At 28.6% G+C, this 23,004-nt stretch carries 21 protein-coding genes; 3 read left to right on the forward strand and 18 right to left on the reverse strand.

Translation table 11 applies throughout. The features are described 5' to 3' along the window. Window positions 1-4: 4 nt before the first annotated feature. On the forward strand, window positions 5-706 hold the full coding sequence (gene trhA, locus BG_RS00570; RefSeq protein ID WP_011193469.1) for a PAQR family membrane homeostasis protein TrhA: 702 nt from the start codon (window positions 5-7) through the stop codon (window positions 704-706). Here trhA and rseP read toward each other — a convergent pair. The 16 genes from rseP to BG_RS00650 form a co-directional block, all read right to left on the reverse strand. Next, on the reverse strand, window positions 703-2,004 hold the full coding sequence (gene rseP, locus BG_RS00575) for an RIP metalloprotease RseP (protein ID WP_011193470.1): 1,302 nt from the start codon (window positions 2,002-2,004) through the stop codon (window positions 703-705). The two genes, trhA and rseP, sit on opposite strands and share 4 nt — an antisense overlap. Before the next feature lie 21 nt (window positions 2,005-2,025). Beyond that, on the reverse strand, window positions 2,026-2,883 hold the full coding sequence (locus BG_RS00580) for a phosphatidate cytidylyltransferase (RefSeq protein ID WP_011193471.1): 858 nt from the start codon (window positions 2,881-2,883) through the stop codon (window positions 2,026-2,028). Beyond that, window positions 2,873-3,565: a polyprenyl diphosphate synthase gene (gene uppS / locus BG_RS00585; RefSeq protein WP_011193472.1), complete on the reverse strand. Its 693-nt coding sequence runs from the start codon at window positions 3,563-3,565 to the stop codon at window positions 2,873-2,875. The genes BG_RS00580 and uppS overlap by 11 nt, the downstream gene beginning before the upstream one ends. A gap of 4 nt (window positions 3,566-3,569) precedes the next feature. Then, window positions 3,570-4,124 carry a ribosome recycling factor gene (gene frr, locus BG_RS00590; protein WP_011193473.1) on the reverse strand — a complete coding sequence of 185 codons (555 nt, stop codon included), beginning with the start codon at window positions 4,122-4,124 and terminating at the stop codon, window positions 3,570-3,572. 37 nt (window positions 4,125-4,161) lie between these two features. Further along, window positions 4,162-5,001, reverse strand: a complete 840-nt coding sequence (gene tsf, locus BG_RS00595) for a translation elongation factor Ts (protein ID WP_011193474.1) — start codon at window positions 4,999-5,001, stop codon at window positions 4,162-4,164. After that, entirely contained in the window at window positions 4,998-5,786 is a 789-nt protein-coding gene (gene rpsB, locus BG_RS00600) for a 30S ribosomal protein S2 (protein WP_011193475.1), read from the reverse strand. Before rpsB ends, tsf begins: the two co-directional genes overlap by 4 nt. 219 nt (window positions 5,787-6,005) lie before the next feature. Beyond that, the gene (locus tag BG_RS00605) at window positions 6,006-6,284 is read right to left on the reverse strand and encodes a hypothetical protein (protein WP_011193476.1); all 279 of its coding nucleotides are present in this window, start codon (window positions 6,282-6,284) and stop codon (window positions 6,006-6,008) included. Window positions 6,285-6,303: 19 nt separating this feature from the next. After that, complete coding sequence (locus BG_RS00610; protein WP_095205646.1) at window positions 6,304-6,999, reverse strand: hypothetical protein; 696 nt, start codon at window positions 6,997-6,999, stop codon at window positions 6,304-6,306. Window positions 7,000-7,087: 88 nt separating this feature from the next. After that, a complete protein-coding gene (locus BG_RS00615) occupies window positions 7,088-7,699 on the reverse strand; it encodes a tetratricopeptide repeat protein (RefSeq protein WP_011193479.1) in 612 nt (203 codons plus the stop codon). After that, window positions 7,699-9,354 (reverse strand): 30S ribosomal protein S1, encoded by a 1,656-nt coding sequence (locus tag BG_RS00620; protein WP_011193480.1) that lies wholly within the window; start codon window positions 9,352-9,354, stop codon window positions 7,699-7,701. The genes BG_RS00615 and BG_RS00620 overlap by 1 nt, the downstream gene beginning before the upstream one ends. A gap of 2 nt (window positions 9,355-9,356) precedes the next feature. Further along, window positions 9,357-10,022 (reverse strand): (d)CMP kinase, encoded by a 666-nt coding sequence (gene cmk / locus BG_RS00625; protein ID WP_011193481.1) that lies wholly within the window; start codon window positions 10,020-10,022, stop codon window positions 9,357-9,359. Then, the gene (locus BG_RS00630; RefSeq protein ID WP_011193482.1) at window positions 10,006-10,755 is read right to left on the reverse strand and encodes a pseudouridine synthase; all 750 of its coding nucleotides are present in this window, start codon (window positions 10,753-10,755) and stop codon (window positions 10,006-10,008) included. The genes cmk and BG_RS00630 overlap by 17 nt, the downstream gene beginning before the upstream one ends. Beyond that, window positions 10,742-11,491, reverse strand: a complete 750-nt coding sequence (locus tag BG_RS00635; RefSeq protein ID WP_011193483.1) for a hypothetical protein — start codon at window positions 11,489-11,491, stop codon at window positions 10,742-10,744. The genes BG_RS00630 and BG_RS00635 overlap by 14 nt, the downstream gene beginning before the upstream one ends. Window positions 11,492-11,514: 23 nt before the next feature. Then, window positions 11,515-12,603, reverse strand: a complete 1,089-nt coding sequence (recA, locus tag BG_RS00640) for a recombinase RecA (protein WP_011193484.1) — start codon at window positions 12,601-12,603, stop codon at window positions 11,515-11,517. A gap of 13 nt (window positions 12,604-12,616) precedes the next feature. After that, on the reverse strand, window positions 12,617-15,319 hold the full coding sequence (gene greA / locus BG_RS00645; RefSeq protein ID WP_011193485.1) for a transcription elongation factor GreA: 2,703 nt from the start codon (window positions 15,317-15,319) through the stop codon (window positions 12,617-12,619). A 36-nt stretch (window positions 15,320-15,355) separates the two neighbouring features. After that, window positions 15,356-16,300 carry a tetratricopeptide repeat protein gene (locus tag BG_RS00650; RefSeq protein ID WP_011193486.1) on the reverse strand — a complete coding sequence of 315 codons (945 nt, stop codon included), beginning with the start codon at window positions 16,298-16,300 and terminating at the stop codon, window positions 15,356-15,358. Window positions 16,301-16,484: 184 nt separating this feature from the next. On the opposite strand from BG_RS00650, the gene BG_RS00655 reads away from it, so the two are divergent. After that, on the forward strand, window positions 16,485-17,612 hold the full coding sequence (locus BG_RS00655) for a tetratricopeptide repeat protein (RefSeq protein WP_011193487.1): 1,128 nt from the start codon (window positions 16,485-16,487) through the stop codon (window positions 17,610-17,612). Between the two features lie 46 nt (window positions 17,613-17,658). On the opposite strand, the gene hisS is transcribed toward BG_RS00655, so the two are convergent. Beyond that, entirely contained in the window at window positions 17,659-19,029 is a 1,371-nt protein-coding gene (gene hisS / locus BG_RS00660; protein ID WP_011193488.1) for a histidine--tRNA ligase, read from the reverse strand. Window positions 19,030-19,161: 132 nt separating this feature from the next. Here hisS and BG_RS00665 point away from each other — a divergent pair, with 132 nt between their 5' ends. Beyond that, window positions 19,162-21,051 (forward strand): PASTA domain-containing penicillin-binding protein, encoded by a 1,890-nt coding sequence (locus BG_RS00665; RefSeq protein ID WP_011193489.1) that lies wholly within the window; start codon window positions 19,162-19,164, stop codon window positions 21,049-21,051. Here the strand turns inward: BG_RS00665 and BG_RS00670 are convergent, their stop codons facing one another. Further along, on the reverse strand, window positions 21,052-22,944 hold the full coding sequence (locus BG_RS00670; protein ID WP_011193490.1) for an AMP-binding protein: 1,893 nt from the start codon (window positions 22,942-22,944) through the stop codon (window positions 21,052-21,054). It lies immediately after the preceding gene. Between the last annotated feature and the right edge of the window lie 60 nt (window positions 22,945-23,004).

The raw sequence follows: 23,004 nt of genomic DNA on the forward strand, positions 1-23,004 counted from the left end.
ATTTGTGCTTACAGAAAACAAACTTAAAAAGTACTTATTAGGTAATATTAATACAAGCAAAATACCAAAGAATGAACTTTTTAGTTCTATATCGCATCTTTTTGGAATTATTTTGTCTATAATTGGAACAACAATTCTTATTACAATATCTGCTCTTAAAAAAAAAGATTTACATATACTTGTATTCTTTATTTACGGATTTTCAATGACGCTATTATATTCAATGAGCACTCTTTACCACATATTTCCAAAAGGAAGTAAGATAAAAAAAATATTTAGAAAATTTGATCATATTTCAATATTTATTCTAATAGCAGGAACATATACTCCTGCATGTGCAATCCTTGTACCAAACGAATCAGGACTAATAATCTTATGTATAGTGTGGAGTCTAGCTATAATCGGAGTTATTTTCAAAGCAATATTTACAAATAGCCCCGGATGGTTTAATGGATTTATATTTATAATCATGGGATGGCTCATCCTTTTTAAAATCAAGCCCATTTACAAGGCCCTTAGCGGAAAAGGATTTTTTTGGCTAGTTTTTGGTGGAATCGTATATACAATAGGCGGAATAGTATACATATTAAGTAAAAAATTTAATCCAATAATTAACATGAAAATGCACGATGTATTTCATATATTAATAATAATCGCATCAGCATCTCATTTTTGGCTTATGTTAAAATACATTTCTAATTTTTAATTTAATATATGTAAAACCCCCTTTAAATCGTTAAAAAGGCCTAAGCCAAAAAGAAAAAGCGCTAAAAAAATACCAAAGCTATAAAAAGAATAAATGGTTTTGGCCTTAAATCTTTTTCCACGTAAAAGTTCAATAAAGCTTATAAAAATTTGTCCCCCGTCAAAAACAGGTATTACAATAAAAAACAGATTCATACCAGCAAGAATTAAGCTCAAAACAGAAATACTATTAATCCAATACAATAGTCCCAAAGAATAGGATGAAGAGAGAATGCCTACAATTCCAACAGGGCCTGATACACTCTTAGAAGTATTTAAAAAATTTGTTATCAATAAAAAAATTGAATATAAAATGTCTTGCAAAGCATTTACAACTTTAAAAAAAGAATTTTTAACGGCGTTTAAAACATTATCTTCTTTAATTATCCTTTTTAAAGGCGGTGAAAAATATATGCCAATCATTTTATTTTTATCCTGAAATAGCAATTTTGAAGAAAAAATTTCTCCATTCCTAGCAAACTCAATCTCTACAACATCTGAATTTAAATTCTTAAGCAAATCATCTAAATCTCTTTTATTTTTCAAAAGAATATTATCAACGCTAATTATTTTGTCGCCCGATTTCATTCCCGCAATCTTAGCAGGCGAATTTAAAACTACATCTGCTATCACAAGATCAACCCAAGGACCAATTTCTTTTAAAAAATCTTTCGAACTAACAGTCTCTTCAAAAGTAATATTTTCTTTTCCCCTTAAAACATCAAATGTAGCTGTAGATTTTCCCTCTGGAATACTATTTCTCAAATCAGAAAAATATTCAATTTTTTTATTATTAACTTTTAATATAATATCGCCATCTCTAAATTTATCTTTTAAAAAAGAATTTTTATTTAAAATACTAATCTTTGAAGAATAATCAAAATATATAACACCCATCATGCTTATAAAAATGAAAACAATAAATGAAAAAATCAAATTAAATAAAGGACCTGCAAAATATATTAAAATTTTTTTAAAATGCGAAATTCCAAACAAAGAATCTTTATCTGCTTCTAATTCCTTGTTTGCCTTAAGCTCCTTTTCCAAGTGATCAAATCCTTTAAGCTTGCAATATCCTCCTAGAAGGATTGGAGAAAGTCTATACTCAGTATTATTAATTTTAAACTTTAATATGCTAGGACCTATACCCACAGAAAAAACTTCAACCTTAACTTTAAAAAGTTTAGCAAATAAAAAGTGCCCTAACTCATGAATAAATATTATAAAACTAAGAGCCAGTACACTAAAAAGAATATACATAAAAATTCCCTCCAAAAATCACTAAGATAAGTATAAATAAAATATCGGGCCTGTCAAAAGAAAAGAATCAATCGAATCAAGAGCCCCACCTCTACCAGGAATGATTTTCCCAGAATCTTTTACTCCAGCACTTCGCTTTAATCCAGATTCAAACAAATCTCCAATAATAGTAAAAACTCCAATCAAAATGCCAAAAATAATAGATTCCCCATAACTTAAACTTATTAATTTAAAAATTACCGCAAATATAGCAGTAAGCACAGAAAATAAAATACCCCCAAAAAAACCCATTAATGTCTTATTTGGACTAATAATAGTAGGACGATAGCTATTTTTCCCAAAAAAATAGCCAAAAAGATATGCAAAAGTATCGTTTCCGCTTACCATCGCAAAAAGTATTAACATTAAAAATGGAGCCTTAGGCAAAGTTGTAATAGAAACTATAAAAGACATTAATACCCCAGGATATATAAGTATAAAAAGTATTGACGTTGCCTGAGATAAAAAGTTTCCAATCTCATGTTCTTTAATAAACACTAAATTAACAATCCAATTACTAAACACTAACGCTATAACCAAGTAATATACCACATTCATGCCTAAATAAAAAACATTGAAGTGAATATATGTTAAAATTGGAGGAACAAATCCTAAAAAAAAAGATAATATACCTGAAAGTCCTGACGATTTAAATTTTAATAAATCGTTGACTTCTTTTGCCGCAAAACCACTAAATATAAAAATTAAAATATTAAGAAATAAATAATTTTTAAAATCTAAAAATATTAAAAATAAAATCAAAGGAACAAAAAATAGAAATGTTCCCAATCTTGCAAAAAAAGCGAATCTCTTACCCTTACTCAACAAATCATCTCCCAAAATTTCTCCCTCTAAGTTGAAAACATTCCAAATCCTTACTGTACCTATTGTCATAATATTCGGGCCACAAAACATTTGAAAAAATTAATTCGGAATAAGCAATCCTCCATAAGAAAAAATTGCTTATTCTAATATTCCCGCCCGTACGTATTAAAAGATCAATATCGGGCAGCTCTGGATTATCTAAAAAATTGGAAAAAGCATTCTCATTTAAAGACTCTAAATCAAAATTACTTGAAACAAATTTTTTAACAGCTCTAAGTATTTCATTGCGGCCCCCATAATTGATTGCTAAATTTAAAACAAGATTGTTAAAATTTTTAGAAAAGCTAACAGAATCTTTTATTGAACTTCTTACTTCTTCACCTAAAGACTCAACATCTCCTGAAACTATTATTTTTATTCCATTTTTTTTGTAAAAATTAAATTCGGCCCTCAAATAGTGGGTAATTAAAAACATTAACTTTTCTATCTCACAATCATCTCTTTTCCAATTTTCAGTAGAGAATACATAAAAAGATAAATATTTGATACCTACCTTTAAAGAATGCTTAACTATTTCTTTTGCTCTTTTAAGCCCCTCTTCATAACCTTCCAAAGAAGATAATCCTTTGCCTAAAGCCCACCTTCTATTGCCATCCATGATGATTCCAACATGACTTGGAAGAGACCTTTTATTCATGATTTTAAACTTCCATTATTTCTTGAATTTTAGATTCTAAAATCGTATCTATCCTTTTAATATAAATATCTATAGATTTCTGAATATCATCTAAAATTCTTTTTAAACTGTCCTCTGTGATTTCCGATTCTTTTTCTTGCTTTTTAACCTTATTGTTTAAATCCTGTCGTATATTTCTAGTTGAAACTTTATGTTCCTCCGCTATTTTTTTAGCATGCTTTACAATATCTTGCCGCCTTTCACTGGTTAAGGCTGGAACCTTAATTCTAATAACAGAACCATCACTTGAAGGGTTCATAGAAAGATCAGAATTAAGTATGGCTTGTTCTATCTTATTCAAAATGGTTTTATCCCAAGGTTGAATAACAACAAGCCTTGCTTCAGGAATTCTGATGCTTGAGACTTGAGTTATGGGCGTTTTTTGACCATGGTATTGAATAAAAATTTTATCAAAAACATTACTACTAATCCTACCTGTTCTTAATGTTTTATATTCATTATCAAGCGATAAAAGAACCTTGCTCATCTTTTCATCTAGAAAAGCCTTATAATCTTCCATATAAACTCCTCCTTGCTGATAAAAAGCAGTACATTATCTACCCTATTCTTAAATACTTAAACTCAACTATTTCTATCTTGCTTGAAATTGCTTTGGAAATCTCTTCCAACATTTCCCTAACAGTGACTTTATCATTTTTTACAAAACTTTGTTCAAGAAGAGAAATTTCAGCAAGATGTTTTTTTATTTTCCCTGCAACTATACCTTTTAGTATGCTTTCTGACTTACCACTAAATTCTAATTGTTTGGCAAATATCTCTTCTTGCTCTTTAATATAATTTGGACAAACATCGTCATTTCCTAAATAAATAGGAGCAAACGCAGCCACATGTAAAGCTAAATCCATAGCAAAATTTTGAAACATTTTATCTTCAGTTTTAGAAAAGTCATCTACCTTTAATTTAACCAAAACACCTATCTTAGATTGTTCACCATGCAAATAAATTTTTACAAATTCATTAGATTGAATTTCGGTAATAAAAATTTTTTTAACCTGAATATTTTCTTTTATCGTAGCTGCTAAATTTTTAAGCTCTAACTCTTGAGAAGCAGTTGGAAAACTTCTTCCACTCTCTACTAATTCCTTAATTAAAGAATTTCCCAAATTAACAAAATTATGATTTAAGGCAACAAAGTCTGTTTCACAAGAAACAAGCAAAAGTCCGGCATGAATATTGTTTGAATATGAGAATACTCTACCTTCTTTTGCATCTCGGTCAAGTCTTTTCTCAGCAGATGCAATTCCCATTTCTCTAAGCTTTTTTTTAGCTAATTCAAAGTCTCCACTAGCAGCAGACAAAGCTTTTTTACAATCTCCAAAACCAGCATTGGTTTCTTCTCTAAGCCTTTTTACATCTTGAGGACTAATAATGCTCATAAATTACTCCTCCCTTCTTCAATAGAATCACTTTTATCATTTTTAATTTCAATTTCTTTCATCAAATCTTCTTCATTCAAATTTTCAATTATTTGAATACCAACCTCTTTATCGCTTTCTAAAATCGCATCAGATATTATTTTAGTAAACAAAGCAACAGAACGAATCGCATCATCATTCCCAGGAATTGGACAATCAATAACATCTGGATTACAATTTGTATCAACCACAGAAATAATGGGAATTTTTAATTTTCTAGCTTCATTAATAGCTATTTGCTCTCGCTTAGGATCAATGATAAAAATAGCGCCAGGAAGCGTTTCCATATCTTTGATGCCTGTTAAATTTTTAGCTAATTTAAATTTTTCACGATTAAGTTGTGAAATCTCTTTCTTGCTTATCATGTCAAAAGTTCCATCAACTTCCATCTTTTCTAGTTTTTTTAATTTTTGAACAGATTTTCTAATTGTATTGAAATTAGAAAGCATCCCCCCAAGCCATCTATTGTTAACATATGGCATATCACTTCTTCTTGCTTCTTGTTCGATTATCTCACTAGCTTGCTTTTTGGTTCCAACAAAAAGAACCTTTTTGCCATCTTTTATAACCCTTTGAACAAGTTCATAAGAATCTTTAATTCCCTGCAAAGTCTTTTGAAGATCTAAAATATGTATTTCATTTCTCTCAGAAAAAATAAATCTTTTCATTCTAGGATCAAGCCTTTTTACCTGATGCCCAAAATGAACTCCAGCCTCCAACAAGCTCTTCATCGTAATAATTGCCAAATCAACCTCCTATTATCCTTCTCTCTTACTCACTATGACAACACATAGCGGAAATTATCCCCTCTTTTATAAAAATATAATAAAACAATCTAATTAATAAGTCCACTATATTAAAAATAAACATCATTCTCTTTAACAAAATTATCAACAAATTATATTAATAAAAAACATTAAAAGCTAAATTGATATTGATACCTAGCCCTTTTAAAAATAATTCTTTTACAAGTCATTCCTATTTCTTTCAGAGAATTTAATCAAACCTATTAAAATAACTGAACCCAAAATAGGAAATAAATAAAGAATAAGATCTATTCGCCTTTCATAATAATCAGAATAGAAAAAAGGGATAAAAAACAGAAATAAAATGCCACCTAAAAAACTTATTAAATAAACTACTAAAAACTTAAAATTCAATATGTTTAAAAACATAACAAAAAAGCTTACCAAAAAAGAAATAATAATGTTTGTTAAAATCAAATGAGAAAAAAATACTATCATACTTACCCCTTAAATCCAACTAGCTAGATAAACTAAATCCCGATAAATCTCCAAGATCAATAAGAACGCTATAAGCATCGTCAACAATACTGCCTACACCCATAACAAAAATTGCCAAATTATATTTAGGAGAAATATCTTTTGTAAAAAAATCGTCATTTATATGCTTTAGATCAATTGGTCTTTTCTCTTTATCCAAAAGATTAGACTTTTTAATAGACTTTGAAAAACCTATATATTCCCCTTTGTCAATGTAGGATCTATATATGTTTTGCTTTTCAAGAATAACAGGGGAAGAAGAAGTATTTCCATTTCTCACAATAATAAAAGCCTCACCAGGAACATCTTTTCTTAATTCTCCAAAATTTATTTCAAAATATAAAGGTAATTTACTATCGACCCATTCTTTATTTAATTTAAAAACAGGCTTACCTGAATAAGCAGTGGGATTTAAATTTATTTTATAAAACCCTCTATTATTAAATTCACTAACATTGTCAAAAACACCCTTTAAGGCTTCAAAATCTTTTTCAACGCTTTTTCGAAAACTGCTTATATGGTAATTGGAGCCTTCCGGATAAAACTTATAATATATATCAAAACCCCTTAATTTTTCAGCTGCTTGATCAGAAAAATAACCTGCTGGCAAAAAAAAAGCCACAGAATCTCTTGAAATTCGATTATCAATCTTTTCTGGAGATGGAAGTATTAAAATATTGTCAAGACCACATCCAAAAAATCCTAGACAAAATACAAAACATAAGATAAAAAAAATTATAAAACCTCCCCCAAAAAAATACAAATTAATTTTGCTTAAGTTCTAAAATTTTATTATTTGCTATATTTATATATAAATTATTTTCATATGGGAATTTAACAATCTCTTCATATACTTTTACAGCAAGATCTTTATCTTTTTCCTCAATCAATATTGCCTTACTCAAAAGAGCTCTCACCTTTAAAAATCCTAAACTAGTACTATTAATAAGCTCCTCATAAACCAATAAAGCATCTTCTTTTAATCCCATTTTTTCATAAACTGCGGCTTTATTAATAAAAGCAATTTCGCTCTCAATGCCTTTCGCCTTAATAACAATATCTAAATCCTTAATAGCCTCATCGTACTGTACTTGACTTTGTAAATAGAAAGCTCTAGCCAAATAAAACCTTGAAATAAAGTAAGATGAAATTTCTTTTTCCTTTGAAATAAGTTCCTTTATCCTAAGAGATATTTTTTCTTTTTCTTTGGTATCATTTTCTTTCAAATAGTCATTTAAATCTTTTTCAAGATTTTCTACTATTTCTCCACCACTCTTTACATAATCTTTGCCTAAAGAATTATAAAAAACAACAATAACAGATACAAACACAAAAATAATAGCAATAAAGAAAACCAAAAGATTGTTCTTGGTCATTATTCATCCCTCTTTAACAAACTTTCAAATGGCTTATAAGATTCCTCATCGTTGCCCTTAAATAAATAAGAAGAAATCTCTTCTCTTGATTTTTGATTTTCATACTCCCTATAAGAAAGAAGTACTGATCTGTCTTTAGAATCAATACTTGTTATTACCACTTTAAGCTTATCTCCAATGTTTAATTTTTCAAAAGTTTCCAAACTGGATTCTTTTGTATCTCCTAGCTGAATTTTACTAATAAATCCCATTATTTTATTATAAACTCTAACTTGAAAGCCTTTTGACTTTTTCTCTACAATCTCAACCTCAATAGCATCACCTTTTTTATAACTTTTAGAAAAATCTTCCCAAGGGCTCTCTTCTAGCTGCTTAATTCCTAGTCTAACATTCCTCTTTCGTCTGTCAACTTCAAGCACTTTGCCATTCACTAAATCGCCTATCTTGAAATATTCTTCAGGATCAATCTCTTCGAGCCAAGAAATATCAAACTTACTCACATAAGCATCTATACCTTCTTCAATATTTACAAAAGCACCTGTTTTTGTAATATTAGTAACAACCCCTTGAATAACCTTTCCAATAGGATATTTCTCAGTTAACCTCTCCCAAGGATTCTCATTGATCTGCTTGATACCCAACGATATTTTTTGATTTTCTTTATCTACCTCTAAAATCTTAACTTCTACCATCTGGCCAAGTTTTATTAATTCTTGAGGACTCTTTATTACTCTTATCCAAGAAAAATTACTTATATGCAAAAACCCTGACAATTCGCTATCAAGCTCAATAACAGCTCCAAAGGGTAAAATTTTTACAACCTTCCCTTTTACAATGCTATCAATTTTATATTTAATATCTACAGAATCCCAAGGATTTGCTTTTAGGGCCTTAAGAGATAGTTCCATTTTACCTGTTTGCAGATTTATCTTAATAATTTTCAACTTTAATTTATCGCCAACTCTAACAAAATCTTCAATATTTTCAACTTGATTAAAGGCAATATTTCTTTTGTGCAAAATTCCTGTAACAAAATTTTTAATTTTTACAATTGCACCATATTCTGTAATGCGATCAACCACACCATCAACCACATCTTCTTCATTATAAGAACTTACTAACTCTATTCTCTTGGCAAGATCTCTTTCTCTTTCTAAAGTGCGTCTATCAAGAATAAGTCTCAAGCCGTCCGATTCGCTTGCTTCAAGAATATAAAATTCAACAATAAGACCTCTTTTTAATTTTTCATCCTTAGATTTGGAGCTTAAATAAAAAGGCATAAAGCCAGAAACATTTTCATTAATTTGAATCTTATAGCCATTTGCAAGCTCAGCCAAAACTTTACCTTTTATTACTTTTTTATTTTGAATATATTCATCTACTTTATCTTGAAAATTTAAAGAATCAAGCTTTTCAACACTTAAAATCAGGCCCAATTCTCCGCCTATTCTTACAACGATTGCCTCAAGTTTATCGCCAATCTTGGGCACATTTTCAAATTCTTCAATTTTAATAAAGCCTTCCGATTTATAACCAATATCTACTAGAACATAATCCTTCATAATGTTAATAACCGTTCCAGAAACACGACTTCCAAGTTCTACTCTTTCAAGTACTTTCAAATAATTTTCTTGTAAATCTTTTTGATTTTCCATTCTCACCTCTCTCTTACCTTTTTCAAATTAAACTTTTCTATTATAATATTACATACATCGTCTAATCCTTTGTAGCTTGTATCAAGGTAAAAAACCCCTTTTGATAACTTTAACTTACCATATTGTTTTCTCTTGTCAACATCATCTCTTATTTTAAGAGTACGCTCTAATTCTTCTAAAGTCTCATTCCCATTTCTTTGCTTATATCGTCTCAAAGCTCGAACTTTAACAGAAGCATCAAGATATATTTTGAATTCAGATTCTGGAAAAACAATAGTAGTAATATCTCTACCTTCTATTATATAATTATCATTGCTAAATTTAACAACCTCTCTTAATTTTTTATTCACAATGTTTCTTATTCCAACATAAGAAGAATAAAAAGAAACTTGAAAATCAATCTTATCGTTTAAAATTTGACTTTCAACATTCTCTCCATTAAGAAAAAAGCTGGAATCATTAAAACTTATATCATTTTCAAGAATCAAATTTAAAAGCCTATCCTCACTAATAAAATCACAGCTACTCATAAGAAATTTTTGGGCAATTAAAGTTATTATCCTATAAAGATAACCAGAGCTAATAAATTTATATCCCAGTTTTACGCCAAGCTCTCTTGCAATTGAACTTTTTCCCGATGCTGAAGGTCCATCAATTGCTATTATCATTTGACTTCTCCAGCCTGGATTTTAACCTATTTATCTTAACTAAAGGAATGATTTTTACTTGACCTTCCTTTAAATTATCCAAATTAATATTGCCAATTCTAATTCTATGAATTTTTTTTAAAAAAATATTTTTACTTAAAAACACTTTTCTTATTTCCCTATTTTTCCCCTCGTCTAAAATCAATCTAGCAGAATTTTTATTTAAAATTTCATAAGATTTTAATTTAAAAAACTCTTTTTTTACCTTTATACCTGATTTAAAAGAAATAAGCAAATTTTCATCAATATCTTTTTTCGATTCAATAATATATTCTCTTTCGACTTTTCGCCTTGGATGAATAATATCATTTGCAAATTCACCATCATTAGTGAATAATAAAAGTCCAGAGCTTTTAAAATCAAGCCTGCCAATTGAAAATATACGCTCTTTAAATAAAGGCTGAACCAACGATATTGCCAACTTTCTTCCATTAACATCAAAATTAGAACATAAATAATTTTTAGGCTTGTTAAGAGCTAGATAAATCTTATTCTTACTTTGAAAGTCTTTAAACACATAAATCTGTTTCTTATAAATTATTCTGTCTCCTGGCGATACCTTATCCCCAAGCTTAGCAATAGAACCATTAACTCTTATAAGCTTCTTTCTTATAAGTTCTTCACAAAATCTTCTTGACCCTACTCCCTTTTCGGCTAAAAAAACCTGAACTCTGGGGGATTTAAGTGCAATCATTAATTTTACAACCTCGATACAATACTAATTTAGTATCCAAATATCCTAAATTTATAATATTAAGCATTTTACACTCAAGAGATACTAAAAAATAAGAAAATCTCTCAAAAGAATAATTATCGGCATTAAAATCTAAAAGAGAATCAAAAATTACACTGCTCTCTTTATTTAAGATAGAAATAATTTTCATCTTTTTCTCAAAAATTTTTAATTCATATTTATTAAAAACAACTTTAAATTTTTTATTAATAACTTTTTCTTTTAATACACTAGACTTTTTCTTTAAATTTTTCTTTTTATTATTATCATTAGAAATAGCATTAATATTTTTAACAAAATTATCACTATTACCAAAGATAAAATCTTCAATCATTTTTGAGTCATAGAATTTAAAATTCTTTATTTGATTTAATTGTAATTTTCCATTTTCTCTATTCTTGCTATGATCTATTAACCTTTCCACAACTTTGCGCTCCGCTTTATCTTTGTATTCAAGCTTTAATGGAAATAAAATTTGGGTTTTCCAATAAAACAAATTATTAGCAAGATAAAAAAAATCGATCAATCCCCTAATACTTATATTAAGATCACTTGAAACAACTATAAATTCTTCAATTATTTGATTTAAACTCAAAGTTCTTAAAACATGCCTATTCATACTAACATATTCAAAAAAAAGTTCTATTCCACCTGTAAAATTATCAAGGCTGATAGAATAACTACTTAATTCTGACATTTAAAATTTACCTACTATCTAAATTAATCTTCCTTAAGTTTAATAAAATTAACATCCTCTTGATCAAAATTATTGAAAATTATTTTTCTAAGCCTTTTGTCCAAATCATTTGCAAGTTCTACTTCTTTATTAAGATACTCAACAACACTCTCTCTCCCTTGTCCTAACTTATTATTTCCTAATGAATACCAAGAGCCTGTTTTTTGTATTAAATTATGCTTAAGAGCAGCATCTAAAATGCCAGCTTCTCTAGAAATGCCTTTCCCAAAATAAATTACCAATTCTACTTTACGAAAAGGTGGAGCAACCTTATTCTTCACAATCTTAACTCTAATCTTATTGCCAATAACATCATCACTTGAGCCTGATCTAGTTATTTGTTCTATTTTTCGAACCTCAAGTCTAAGAGATGAATAAAACTTTAAAGCATTCCCACCAGCAGTAGTCTCTGGATTGCCAAACATAATGCCAATCCTCATTCTTATTTGATTAATAAACATAATGCAAGTATTAGATTTAGAAAGTATGCCTGTAATCTTTCTAAGAGACTTGCTCATTAATCTTGCTTGAAGACCAATCTGAGAATCTCCCATTTCTCCATCTATCTCTAATTTAGGGGTTAAAGCTGCTACAGAATCAACTACAATCAAATCAATCCCACCACTTCTGATTAAATGTTCGGCAATCTCAAGAGCTTGTTCTCCAGTATCAGGCTGACTAAGCCAAAGTTCTGAAACATTAACTCCCAAAGCTTTTGCATAAACAGGATTAAGAGCATGTTCAGCATCAATAAAAGCAGCTATGCCTCCTTCTTTTTGTACTTCAGCAATCGCTTGAAGAGTCAAAGTAGTCTTGCCAGACGACTCAGGACCAAAGATTTCTATTATTCGCCCCCTAGGATATCCACCAATGCCAAGAGCTTCATCTAATACAATAGATCCACTTGATATACTCTTTATGCCTTTTCCAACAGAAGATTCCCCAATCTTAATAAGACTTCCCTTCCCAAAAGTTTTTTCTATTTGAACTCTTGCAAGCTCAATAGCTTCCTCTTTTTTCACTCTCTCCATGCTAACAACGATTTTTCCTCTTTTTTCCTTTAACTTTGACATTCTTAAATTTTTCCTAACTAAATTTTATGGGTTCTATTTTCTTTACAAAATATCTAAAATTAGTATTATTTATAATAAAATCGAGACTATCTCCTTCCTTAGAATCAAGTAAATTTTCTCCAAAAGGTGATTTATATGAAATAATACCTTCATCGGGGTTTGATTCCCAAGGTCCAAGTATTAAATAAGATTCATCTTTACCTGTAACTTCATTTAAAATGACAACCTTGGTCCCAAAACCAACTACAGAACTTTGAAGATCTTTAGTATCTATAACTTTTGCATTCTCTATTTCCAACATCAAGGAGTTTAATCTTTTTGTCAAAAACTGTTGTTTTTCCTTGGCAGAATGATATTCGGCATTTTCTTTTAAATCGCCAAGTTCACGAGCTTTCCCGATTTCTTTAGAATTTTCTGGAATTTCAACTTCCTTTAAATGCTTAAGCTCTTTTTGCTTTTTATTTAAAGAACTTAATATGGTTAAAAATCCAATTTCCATTCTATCGCCTGTAAGCTGCATCTTTTCATCTTCAAACTCAACTGAATCAAATAATTGCCTTATTATAGATTTAATCTCTAAAAGATCCTTTGGGGGAAAATCTTTGACATAAAAACAAGTCATATAAACCCTCTTTGCAAGCTCTTCGTCTCTCAAGCACTCTAAGACTGATTTAAGGTATCTATCTTTAACTAAAAGATTAATTACCATTTTATAAATTCTTTTGCTTGCAACAGAATTATTTTTATTATTAATTTTGATAACACTGTCTGTTAAAATTTTAATTAAATTAGCTAAAAGCTCTGAATCTGAATAACTTAGTTTAATAGAATAGGTTTTACAGTGCTTTAAAATCCAAATATAAGCATCTTTATAAATCTTATAATTTTTTATAACATAATTAAATAATTTTTCCACTTCTCTGGGGTCTTCTTTGTAAAGGGATTCAACTAATTTCTTATTAACAGAATGGGGGAAGAGCTCCTTATAGTACAAAATCCAATTACTAAGTTCTTTTTTAATTAAAACAATCAATTCTTTTTTAATTTCTGCATTCAAAATTGAATCAAAAAGATCTACTATTCCTTTTGAATACTCCTTTAAAAGAGATTCTAAATTAACATTTTTTTCTATATTAACTTTTAATGATAATTCTTCAGAAAAATTACTTAAAGATTTAAGAATAACGTAAGAACTTATAACATGATGATCAACCTTTGTAAAATTGTTAACATAAATTAAAAAATAATTGAGCATCTCTTCTTCAATATGCAAATCCTTAACAATTCCCTTAACATTGCAATAATTTATAAATATCTCGTATCTTTTATAAAAATCTTTCTCAATCTTAAATTTATCATACATTTTTTCATTCAAATTGGAAGATCTCTCATTATATATATAACAATCAAGCTTACCAGAATCCATAACAAAATGGGGATTGTCCTTTAAGATTTGCTTTGCTTTCAAGCTCCACGAATTCCATGAACTTTGAGTCATTAAGCTTGGTACCAACTCTTTTTTTATTCCCTTCAAATCAATAGCTTTATAACTTTTTATAATAACTTTTATAGCCCACTCAATATCTTTTTTTACTCTATCTGCAAGTTCTTCTTTGGGTGTTACAGCCTTTAATACCCTAATGTCCTCTCTGCTAAGAGGAGAAAGAGCTGACATTGCCATATCAAAACCAATAAAATGGCCTCTTTTAGAAACAAAATCAACTGTAATGCCATGATCATTCACATCCCTTACTATTCCAACAGACCAAGTCTGGTGATAAACAAAGTTACCCTTTGCAAAAAACAAATATTTTTCAAAATCTGAATATACATCAACAAAATTTTTATCTAAGTTTTCAATATCAGACTTTGCAAGGTAATCCTCAATATTATTTACATCTTTATATCTTTCTCTTAAAAATTTAACTAAATTTTCTCTTGCCTTATGATTTTTATTGTCAAGCTTTAAAATGCCTTTTAAAATTTCTATTGTCTCATCAACATTATCAGTCAACGAATAATGATCAAACAAATCTTCATAAAGAACTATAGCCTTTTTAAATCCAAGATCTTTTTCAATTTTTTGCAAAATAAGCAAAAAAGAATCAAAATCATCTGAAACATAATGAATAAGCTTTGCCCATACTTCTCTGATTCCTGACATTTGTTTTTTATCAATAAAACGATAAATAGCCTTTCTAAAATAAAAAATTGATTTTTGCAAATCAATAGTTTCATAATAAGTAGCAAGTTGCCTTACAAACACAGTGTCATCAATATCTGCTTCAACAATTCTGGTCCAAATACTTGGAAGCTTATCATTTTCATTGTTTTGGGCATATATTTTTGCAAGAGTATAAAGCGCATGCTTATTTTCAGAAATAGAAAGCATTTCATTGCATATATGTTCAACAAGGGCCCATTTTAAGTTTTGAGAAAACAAATCAATAACAGCAAGCAAATTCATATCATTTAAAGGTCGCCTACTATATATAAGCATTCCAGAAATATAAAGACCCGCTATGCTTTTTTTAACATCCTTTAAATGCCTTCCGCAAATATCAAGCACATCTTCTGTTAACCCCTCATCAATTATATTATCTATCAAATCATCCAATTCTTTTATTTTAGCAAGAGAATAATTATTAACAACTATTCTTGTCCACTTATCTTCTTGTAAAATACTATCTAATTTTTCTATGGTAACATTAGACATTAAACTCTCCTAATATTGATTTTTAGCATCAAGCAACTAATTTACATACTGTTGATAAATCCCTAAGTCTATTTCTTTTATGTATAACAAAATCTCATCAATACGCGCCCTATCCTCTTTTATACTTACATAATGATCAATAAGCCAAAAATACTTATTAATAAGCCTTGGAAGTAACATGCTCTCATTTATTGATCTATAAGACTTTTCTTTAAGTTCATTGCGCAAACTATAAACAGACTGCTTTAGCTGCCCAAGCTCTATTGGTCTTAATTCTCTTTTAACATTAAAAACACCATTAAGAGAGCCATAAACAGGAATCCATTCTTTTATGAGATCATCTGAAATGTTTCTGTCAGACTTAATAAGATCTATTAATCTTAAAATCATATCGGACTCAAGAGAATATATATCTATTTTTTGAGGATTAATAAAAAAAGCCTCTCTAAATAAAACTTTGGCCTCTTTAATTTCATCAACCAGCGCATAAGAATCAGCAAGCTCTGCAACAACATCTGAGTTTTCCTTAGCATCTCCCAATATTTGTAAAAAGACATTAATTGCTCTCTCGTAATTTCCCATGCCTTTATAAGACTTAGCAATTTTTATTAAAAGGTCCAAATTTTCTGGATGAAATTTGTATATATTTTTATATATGTAAAGACAAGTCTGAAACACAAAATATTTTATAGAATTACGACCTTGTAAAAAACTACAACCCATCTTTTTCAAATATCGCCCTGCAAAATTATTCCACTCTCTTATTAAAAATTCTGCCTTTTCATAATCTTGTCCTATTCTATCAAGGCTTTCAACTTGACCATTCCAATAAACAGAGCTTTTCAAAGCTGTTAAAATTTCAATATTATCAAAATCAAGAGAATGAGCTTCTTCGGACTTTAATAAAGCTTCTTTGAAATTACCTTTTCTAAAATCTAAATAAATCTCTTTAATCAATTCAACGATTCTTTCTGATGACACATCCCCACCATTTTAAAAATATATACAACCCCCCCCGTTAAACTCTATATAATTATATCATTTATCAATTTTTAGTCAAACAAGAAATTAGGGCAAAATAACAATATTCTATTTATTATTCTTTTAAAATAAAATCTTATATTATAATATTAAAAAGAAAATTGTGGGGTCAAATTCTAGCTATATGAAACCTAATAAAATTATTAATAAGGCTATTTATCACTATAATTCAAAAAAATATTCACAAGCAATAAAGCTCCTAGAAAAAGAAATTTTTTTCTACAAAAACTACTATTTGTATCACTATGTCTTGGGAATGTCTTATCTTCGTATTGGAAACCTTGGCAATGCTCAAACATATCTTAAAAAAGCTTACACTTTAAACCCTGGCGAATCAAATATAAAACAAGCTATTGCTATACTTTTAGTAAGTCAAGGCAAAGAAGAAAAAGCTATTCAAATATGGCTTAAAATGATAGAAGAAAATCAAGAAGTAGATCGATCAGAGCTGTCTCTTGAAATTATTCGAAAAAACCCTGTTGAAGGATCTGTTTTTTTAAAAAACAACAACCTATATGAAAAATTATTCCCAATAATTAAAGCAATACCAGATAAAAATTTAACAAAGCTAATCATAACAATTGCCATTGGAGGAATTGTATTTATTCCAATATTAGCAATCTATTTTATTTTTTATGAACAAAAAATAACAACATCCATAAATCGAAAAGCAGAAATAAAAAAAAAATTAAACAATATTACTGCTTACATTGACGACATTAAAATAAATAACAAGGAAAAAATAAAAAATGAAGAAGGTCAATTTATATTAATATTAACCAGCGATGAAATTAAAAATTCTTTCGAAAAAATCAAAATTTATTTAAAAACAGGAAAAGATAATTTCGCAAGAGTAGAAATAAATAAAATATTAAATTCAAATGCATCGGAATCCATAAAACTAAAAGCCAAAAATCTTGCGAGTTTTATCTCAAGGCCAGATTTTATTAGCTTTAATGAATATCTAAACTTACAAGATATTAAAAAAGATCCATCAATCTATGCAAACGTATATGTAAAATGGGAAGGAGTAGTAAATAACGTCGAAAAAAAAGATAACATAATTCAGTTTGACTTTTATGTAGGATACAATAAAAACGTACTCTCAGGAATTATTCCAACAAAAACAACCTTTGATATTGATATTGATTTTAAAGACAATGTTGAAATACTTGGACAAATAGAATATAAAAAGAACAAACTTATCTTAAATGCAATCACAATTAGGAAAATAGATAAAAATGCAAATTAATCTTAATATCTTTGCCAAAATTTTTCAAGACAATCAACATTTAAGATTAAAAAGGAGTGCACAGTAGCTTTTCATTACATTTGATAACATTGATTACCTCTTCAAAAGAAAGCAATAACTCCTCTTTTTTTGTTAAATCTCTTACTTTAATTTTATTTTCTTTATATTCTTCTTGACCAACAAAAACTAAAAATCTTATCTCTTTATTTAAAGCATATTCTATTTGCTCTTTAATATTTTTACCATTTTTATTTTTAAAATAGACTTCACAAGAAATATTTTTAACCTTAGAGTAATCATGATTTCTAAACCTAGTAGCAAGTTCATAATAATAATTTTGCAAAGCACTATCTAGGTTTACAATTAAAACTTTAGATCTGGCCTTAGTGACAAATATTTTAATATAACTAAATTGTTCAAGATCAATTATATCCTTTATTCTGTCAACACCAAAAGATCCACCAACTCCTGATACCTTTTGAATGGAGCTTGAGTATGAAGAAACCAAATTATCATATCTTCCCCCACTACAAACACTGCCCATATTACTACCAAAAACCTCAGATTCAAAAACAATCCCTGTATAATAATCAAGCCCACCCGATATTTTAAGATTTAGGTTGAAAGAATCCTGAATTTTTAATAAACTAAGATGTCTATAAACATCTTCTACTCTTTTAACAGACTCGTTATCGCCTAAAATGCTTTTTAAGGCTTGTATTTTGTCTTTAAAAGCACCTTGCAAGTTCACCAAACTTAAGATTGAATCTACTGCTTCTTTTTCGATTTTAAGAAGCAAAGCCTCTTTAACCTTATCAATTCCTATTTTATCTATTTTGTCAATATTTCTTAAAATAAAAATAGATTCTTCTTTGATTCCTAACTTTTCAAAAAAAGAATTTAATATACCAAGATGAGAATAATGGATAATAAATTTTTTATTAATGCCTTCTATAAAATTCAAAAAAATCTCTTCAAGTCCATAATAAACAACAGAAAGAATCTCAGCATCAGCTCTAAAGCCATCCTCTCCAACTATATCAAAATCGAATTGCATAAATTCCCTGTATCTGCCTTTTTGAGAATTTTCTCCTCTAAAAACTTTTCCAAATTGAGAACGTCTGAAAGGAAATTTCAAATCAGAAATATTTGTAGCAACAAATCTGGCAAAAGGAATAGTTAAATCAAATCGCATGGAAACATCTCTGCCTCCATGATCTTTAAACCTATAAATTTGCTTTTCAGATTCGTCCCCACTCTTTTTTAAAAGCAACTCTGAATATTCAAGAACTGGAGTATCTATTAAATCAAAATTATAAGAATTAAGAACGCTAAATATCTGCTTAACAATATGAATTCGAATCAAAGAATCCTTTGGTAAATAATCTTTAAAGCCTTTTAAAGTTTTAACATCCATTATATTATACCCTCTGCTATATAGTAATTTACTTTTTCAGAATATAATAACATATAATAATATAGATGCAAAAAAAAATGAATAATTTTTTATTTCATATAGTCATAAAATAATTTAAGAGGTCCAAAATCAATGACCAAAAAAATACTTAACAACAAATATCGAATAAAGACAATATTAATAATATCTTTGGGTATAACTTTGCTAACTATTTACAAATATTTTACATTAATGGTCTTAAATAACAGCCCAGACAACATTATATCTTTAAAGTCAAATGATATTGTAAGAAGAGGAACAATTTATGATAGAAATGGCAAACCAATAGCATTCTCTTCAAAGTCCTACTCAATTGGAACAAACCCTCAAAAAATAGAAAATATTGTAAATACATCTGAAACTCTTGGCGCAATACTCCAAATTGATTCAAGAATTTTAAAGGAAAAGCTTTCTTCCAATAAAGGGTTTTTATATATAAAAAGAAAAATAAAAAGAGAAGAGTCAGATTTAATCAAAAGAATTCAAGCTGAAGGCAGGCTCTCAAACATTGCTTTATATCCTGATTACACAAGAATTTATCCTTTTAGACATGTCACAAGCAATATTACTGGATTTGTGGGAACAGATAATCTTGGCCTTGAGGGCATTGAATTTTCTCTAAATAGTATCTTAGTGAAAGATAAAACCAAGCAACAATTTTTAAATGAAGAATTAGAAACAAACAACATCTACTTAACAATAGACATGAATATACAACAAGGTGTTAGCAAAATAGCTAAAAAATACTTTAAAGAAAATAATCCTGAAAGTTTAATTACTTTAGTAATGGACTCCCAAAATGGAGAAATATTATCTATGGTTCAATTCCCTCAATATGATGCAAACTTTTATTCTGAATATCCTGAAGAAATACGAAAAAACCTTTCTTCATCATTAACCTATGAGCCTGGAAGCATTAATAAAATTTTTACAGTTGCAATAATATTAGAAAGTGGAAAATTAAATTTAGAAGAAAAATTTTTAGACAATGGAATATATCAAAAACAATTTCCATCAGGAGAGAAAATTACAATCAAAACCTTAAATCCTCCCTATAAATACATCGACTCTACAGAGATTTTAATTTATTCATCAAATGTAGGAATAGCTTACATTACTGACAAAGTTAGCAATGAATACTTTTACAAAAAACTTTTAGATTTTGGATTTGGAAAAAAAGTTGGATTTCCATTTCCCGGGGAAACAAAAGGGCTCTTAAATCATTATTCAAAATGGTCAGGAAGAAGTAAAGCTACGATTGGATTTGGACAAGAAATAGGAGTGTCAGCAGTTCAAATATTACAAGCTGCAAGCATACTAGGCAACAATGGAATAATGTTGAAACCTAGAATAATAAAAAAAATAAGTAACGATAAAGAAGAAAGTATTAAAGAGTTTGATAAAGAAGAAATAAAAAGAGCAATATCCAAGAGTTCAGCACAAAAAGTTTTAAAAATGATGAGAGAAGTTGTAAATAAAGGTGGAATTCCAAACCTTAAAATTAAAAATCTTGACATTTCTGCAAAAAGCGGGACATCTCAGGCCATTGATAGAAAAACCGGAAAATACTCAGAAGAAGACTATACATCCTCCATCTTAGCAATATACCCCACAGAACAACCAAAATATATTATTTATATTGTATACAGATATCCAAAAAAAATAATATATGGAACAAGAATAGCAGCTCCAATGGCAAAAGAAATAATAGAATTTATTGAATATCAACAAAACACAAGCGCATATAAAAAAATCAAAATGCCATCAAAAATCAAGATTCCTAAAACTGCCGCCAATTATAAAAACAAGGCATACTTGCCAAATTTTATAAATCTTTCCAAAAGAGAAGCAATAGACATACTAAAATACTATAAAAACACCATAAAAATCAAAATAAATGGCGCTGGATTTGTCTATAAGCAAAGCATACCTCCCAATACAAAATTAGAAGACATAGTAGAGCTTGAACTGTATTTAAAATAATTAAATAAATAAATTTTTAATTTCATTTTTATAAAAATTTAAAATATAGCTTCGCTTAATATCCATTTTAATCGATATTTCTTTACCAACTTCAAATGGTTTCTCTAAAAGGGTAAACTTCAATATTTGCTCAAAAGGTTTAAATCCGTTAGTTCTATTGATTAATTTTTTTATTTCATCATTTATAGCTTTAAGAACAATATTATTTGAAATAACTTGACGTCTATTATTAGCATCAAAAATTTTTTGCCCAACACTTTCTAGATATTTATTTATTTCTTCAAAATTTGGAAGAATAAGAGCGCCTAAAAATTTTTGATCTTGTCCTACAACAACCGCTTTTTCTATTAATATTGATTCTTCAAGCTTAATCTCAATTGGAGCAGGCTCAACATTCTCTCCATTGTTCAAAACAATTGTATCTTTTTCTCGACCAATAATTTGAACAACATTATCCTTAGATAATTTTGCAATATCACCTGTGTTTAAAAAACTATCAGGACCAATAATCCTACAAGTTGCTTCTCTATCCTTGTAATATCCAAGCATTACTTGGGGCCCTTTTACAAATAAAATTCCTTTTCCAGGCTTTTTAAGCTTGTTGCCATCAGCATCTCTAATCTCAGCAACAGTTCCAGGTAAAATTTTACCACAAGTCCCAATAATCACTTTTTTATGCTTATTGGAAGCCACTCCGGGTGAAGTTTCTGTCAATCCATAAGCATTAGCCAGTTCAATGCCAATTGAATTAAAAAATCTAGAAACAGATAAAGGCATGCTCCCACCACCAGTAATCCCAACAACAAAATTATTGCCTAAGATCTTATTTATTTTATTAAAAATCAAAATATTCCCCAAAGCTTTAAAAGGAAATAAGCTGATTAACCCGAATATTCCCAAAATTTTCTTTATAGGAAAAAATAAATTAAAACCATTGTCTGGATAAAGCCCCATTACTATCCTATAGCAAATATCACTAAGAAATGCCAATTTTATAAAAAAATGAAAAATTATTCTAGAAATAAACGGCTTTTTAGAAACTTCTTTATTAATATTTTGCCTTATTGCAATCCAAAGCCTAGGAACAGCTGCAATATAATGGGGATTAATATTTTTAATATCATCAAGCATTGCCCTTGGAACAATGGTAGAAAATAAACAAACCATACCCTTGAGAAAAATATTGTAAGAAAAAGACCTTTGAAAGGAATGCCAAATTGGCAAAATACACATAAATATTTGTCCCACTTGCGTATCAACCATTAAACTAAAACTAGAAACCTGGTAAAGAAGGTTAGCATGGCTAAGCATTACCCCCTTTGGATTGCCTGTTGTTCCAGAAGTATATATTATTGTTGCCATATCATTAGAATCAACTTTACTTGCAATGTCAATAATTTCTGAATCTTTTCTTAAATTGTCACCAAATGAAATACAATCGCCATAGGTATAAATTTCAAAATCACTATACTTTAGCCTATCTTCTTTGTTCAAATTTTCAATAATAATAAATATCGGTTTTACTGCAAATTGAATTTGAACAAACATATTAAGAAGATTTAAATTTTCTAAAACAACTACACTTGGAAGAACAGAGTTAAAAATAATTTCGGCTTCAAAAAGAGTAACATCAGAACCTTTTGGAATATCAACAGCACCCAAAGATAAAATTGCAAAATCTATAACCGCCCACTCGGCCCTATTCTCAGAGCAAATAAATATTTTATCTTGATGCTTAACATTGATTGACTTTAAAAAGGAAGCAAGCTTTAAAACATTGTTTTTTAAGTCGCCATAAGTAACATGGGTATATCCATTGCAAACTTTATATATTTGAGCAATTTTATCCTTTTGCTGATCAGCCACTTCAAAGAATGCCTTTGCTATTGACATATAATCCTCCTTTTAACAAAATTAATATGGTTTATTATATCATTAATAACCATAAATTCA

The organism is Borreliella bavariensis PBi, assembly GCF_000196215.1.
In the GTDB taxonomy this organism is placed as follows: Bacteria; Spirochaetota; Spirochaetia; order Borreliales; family Borreliaceae; genus Borreliella; species Borreliella garinii.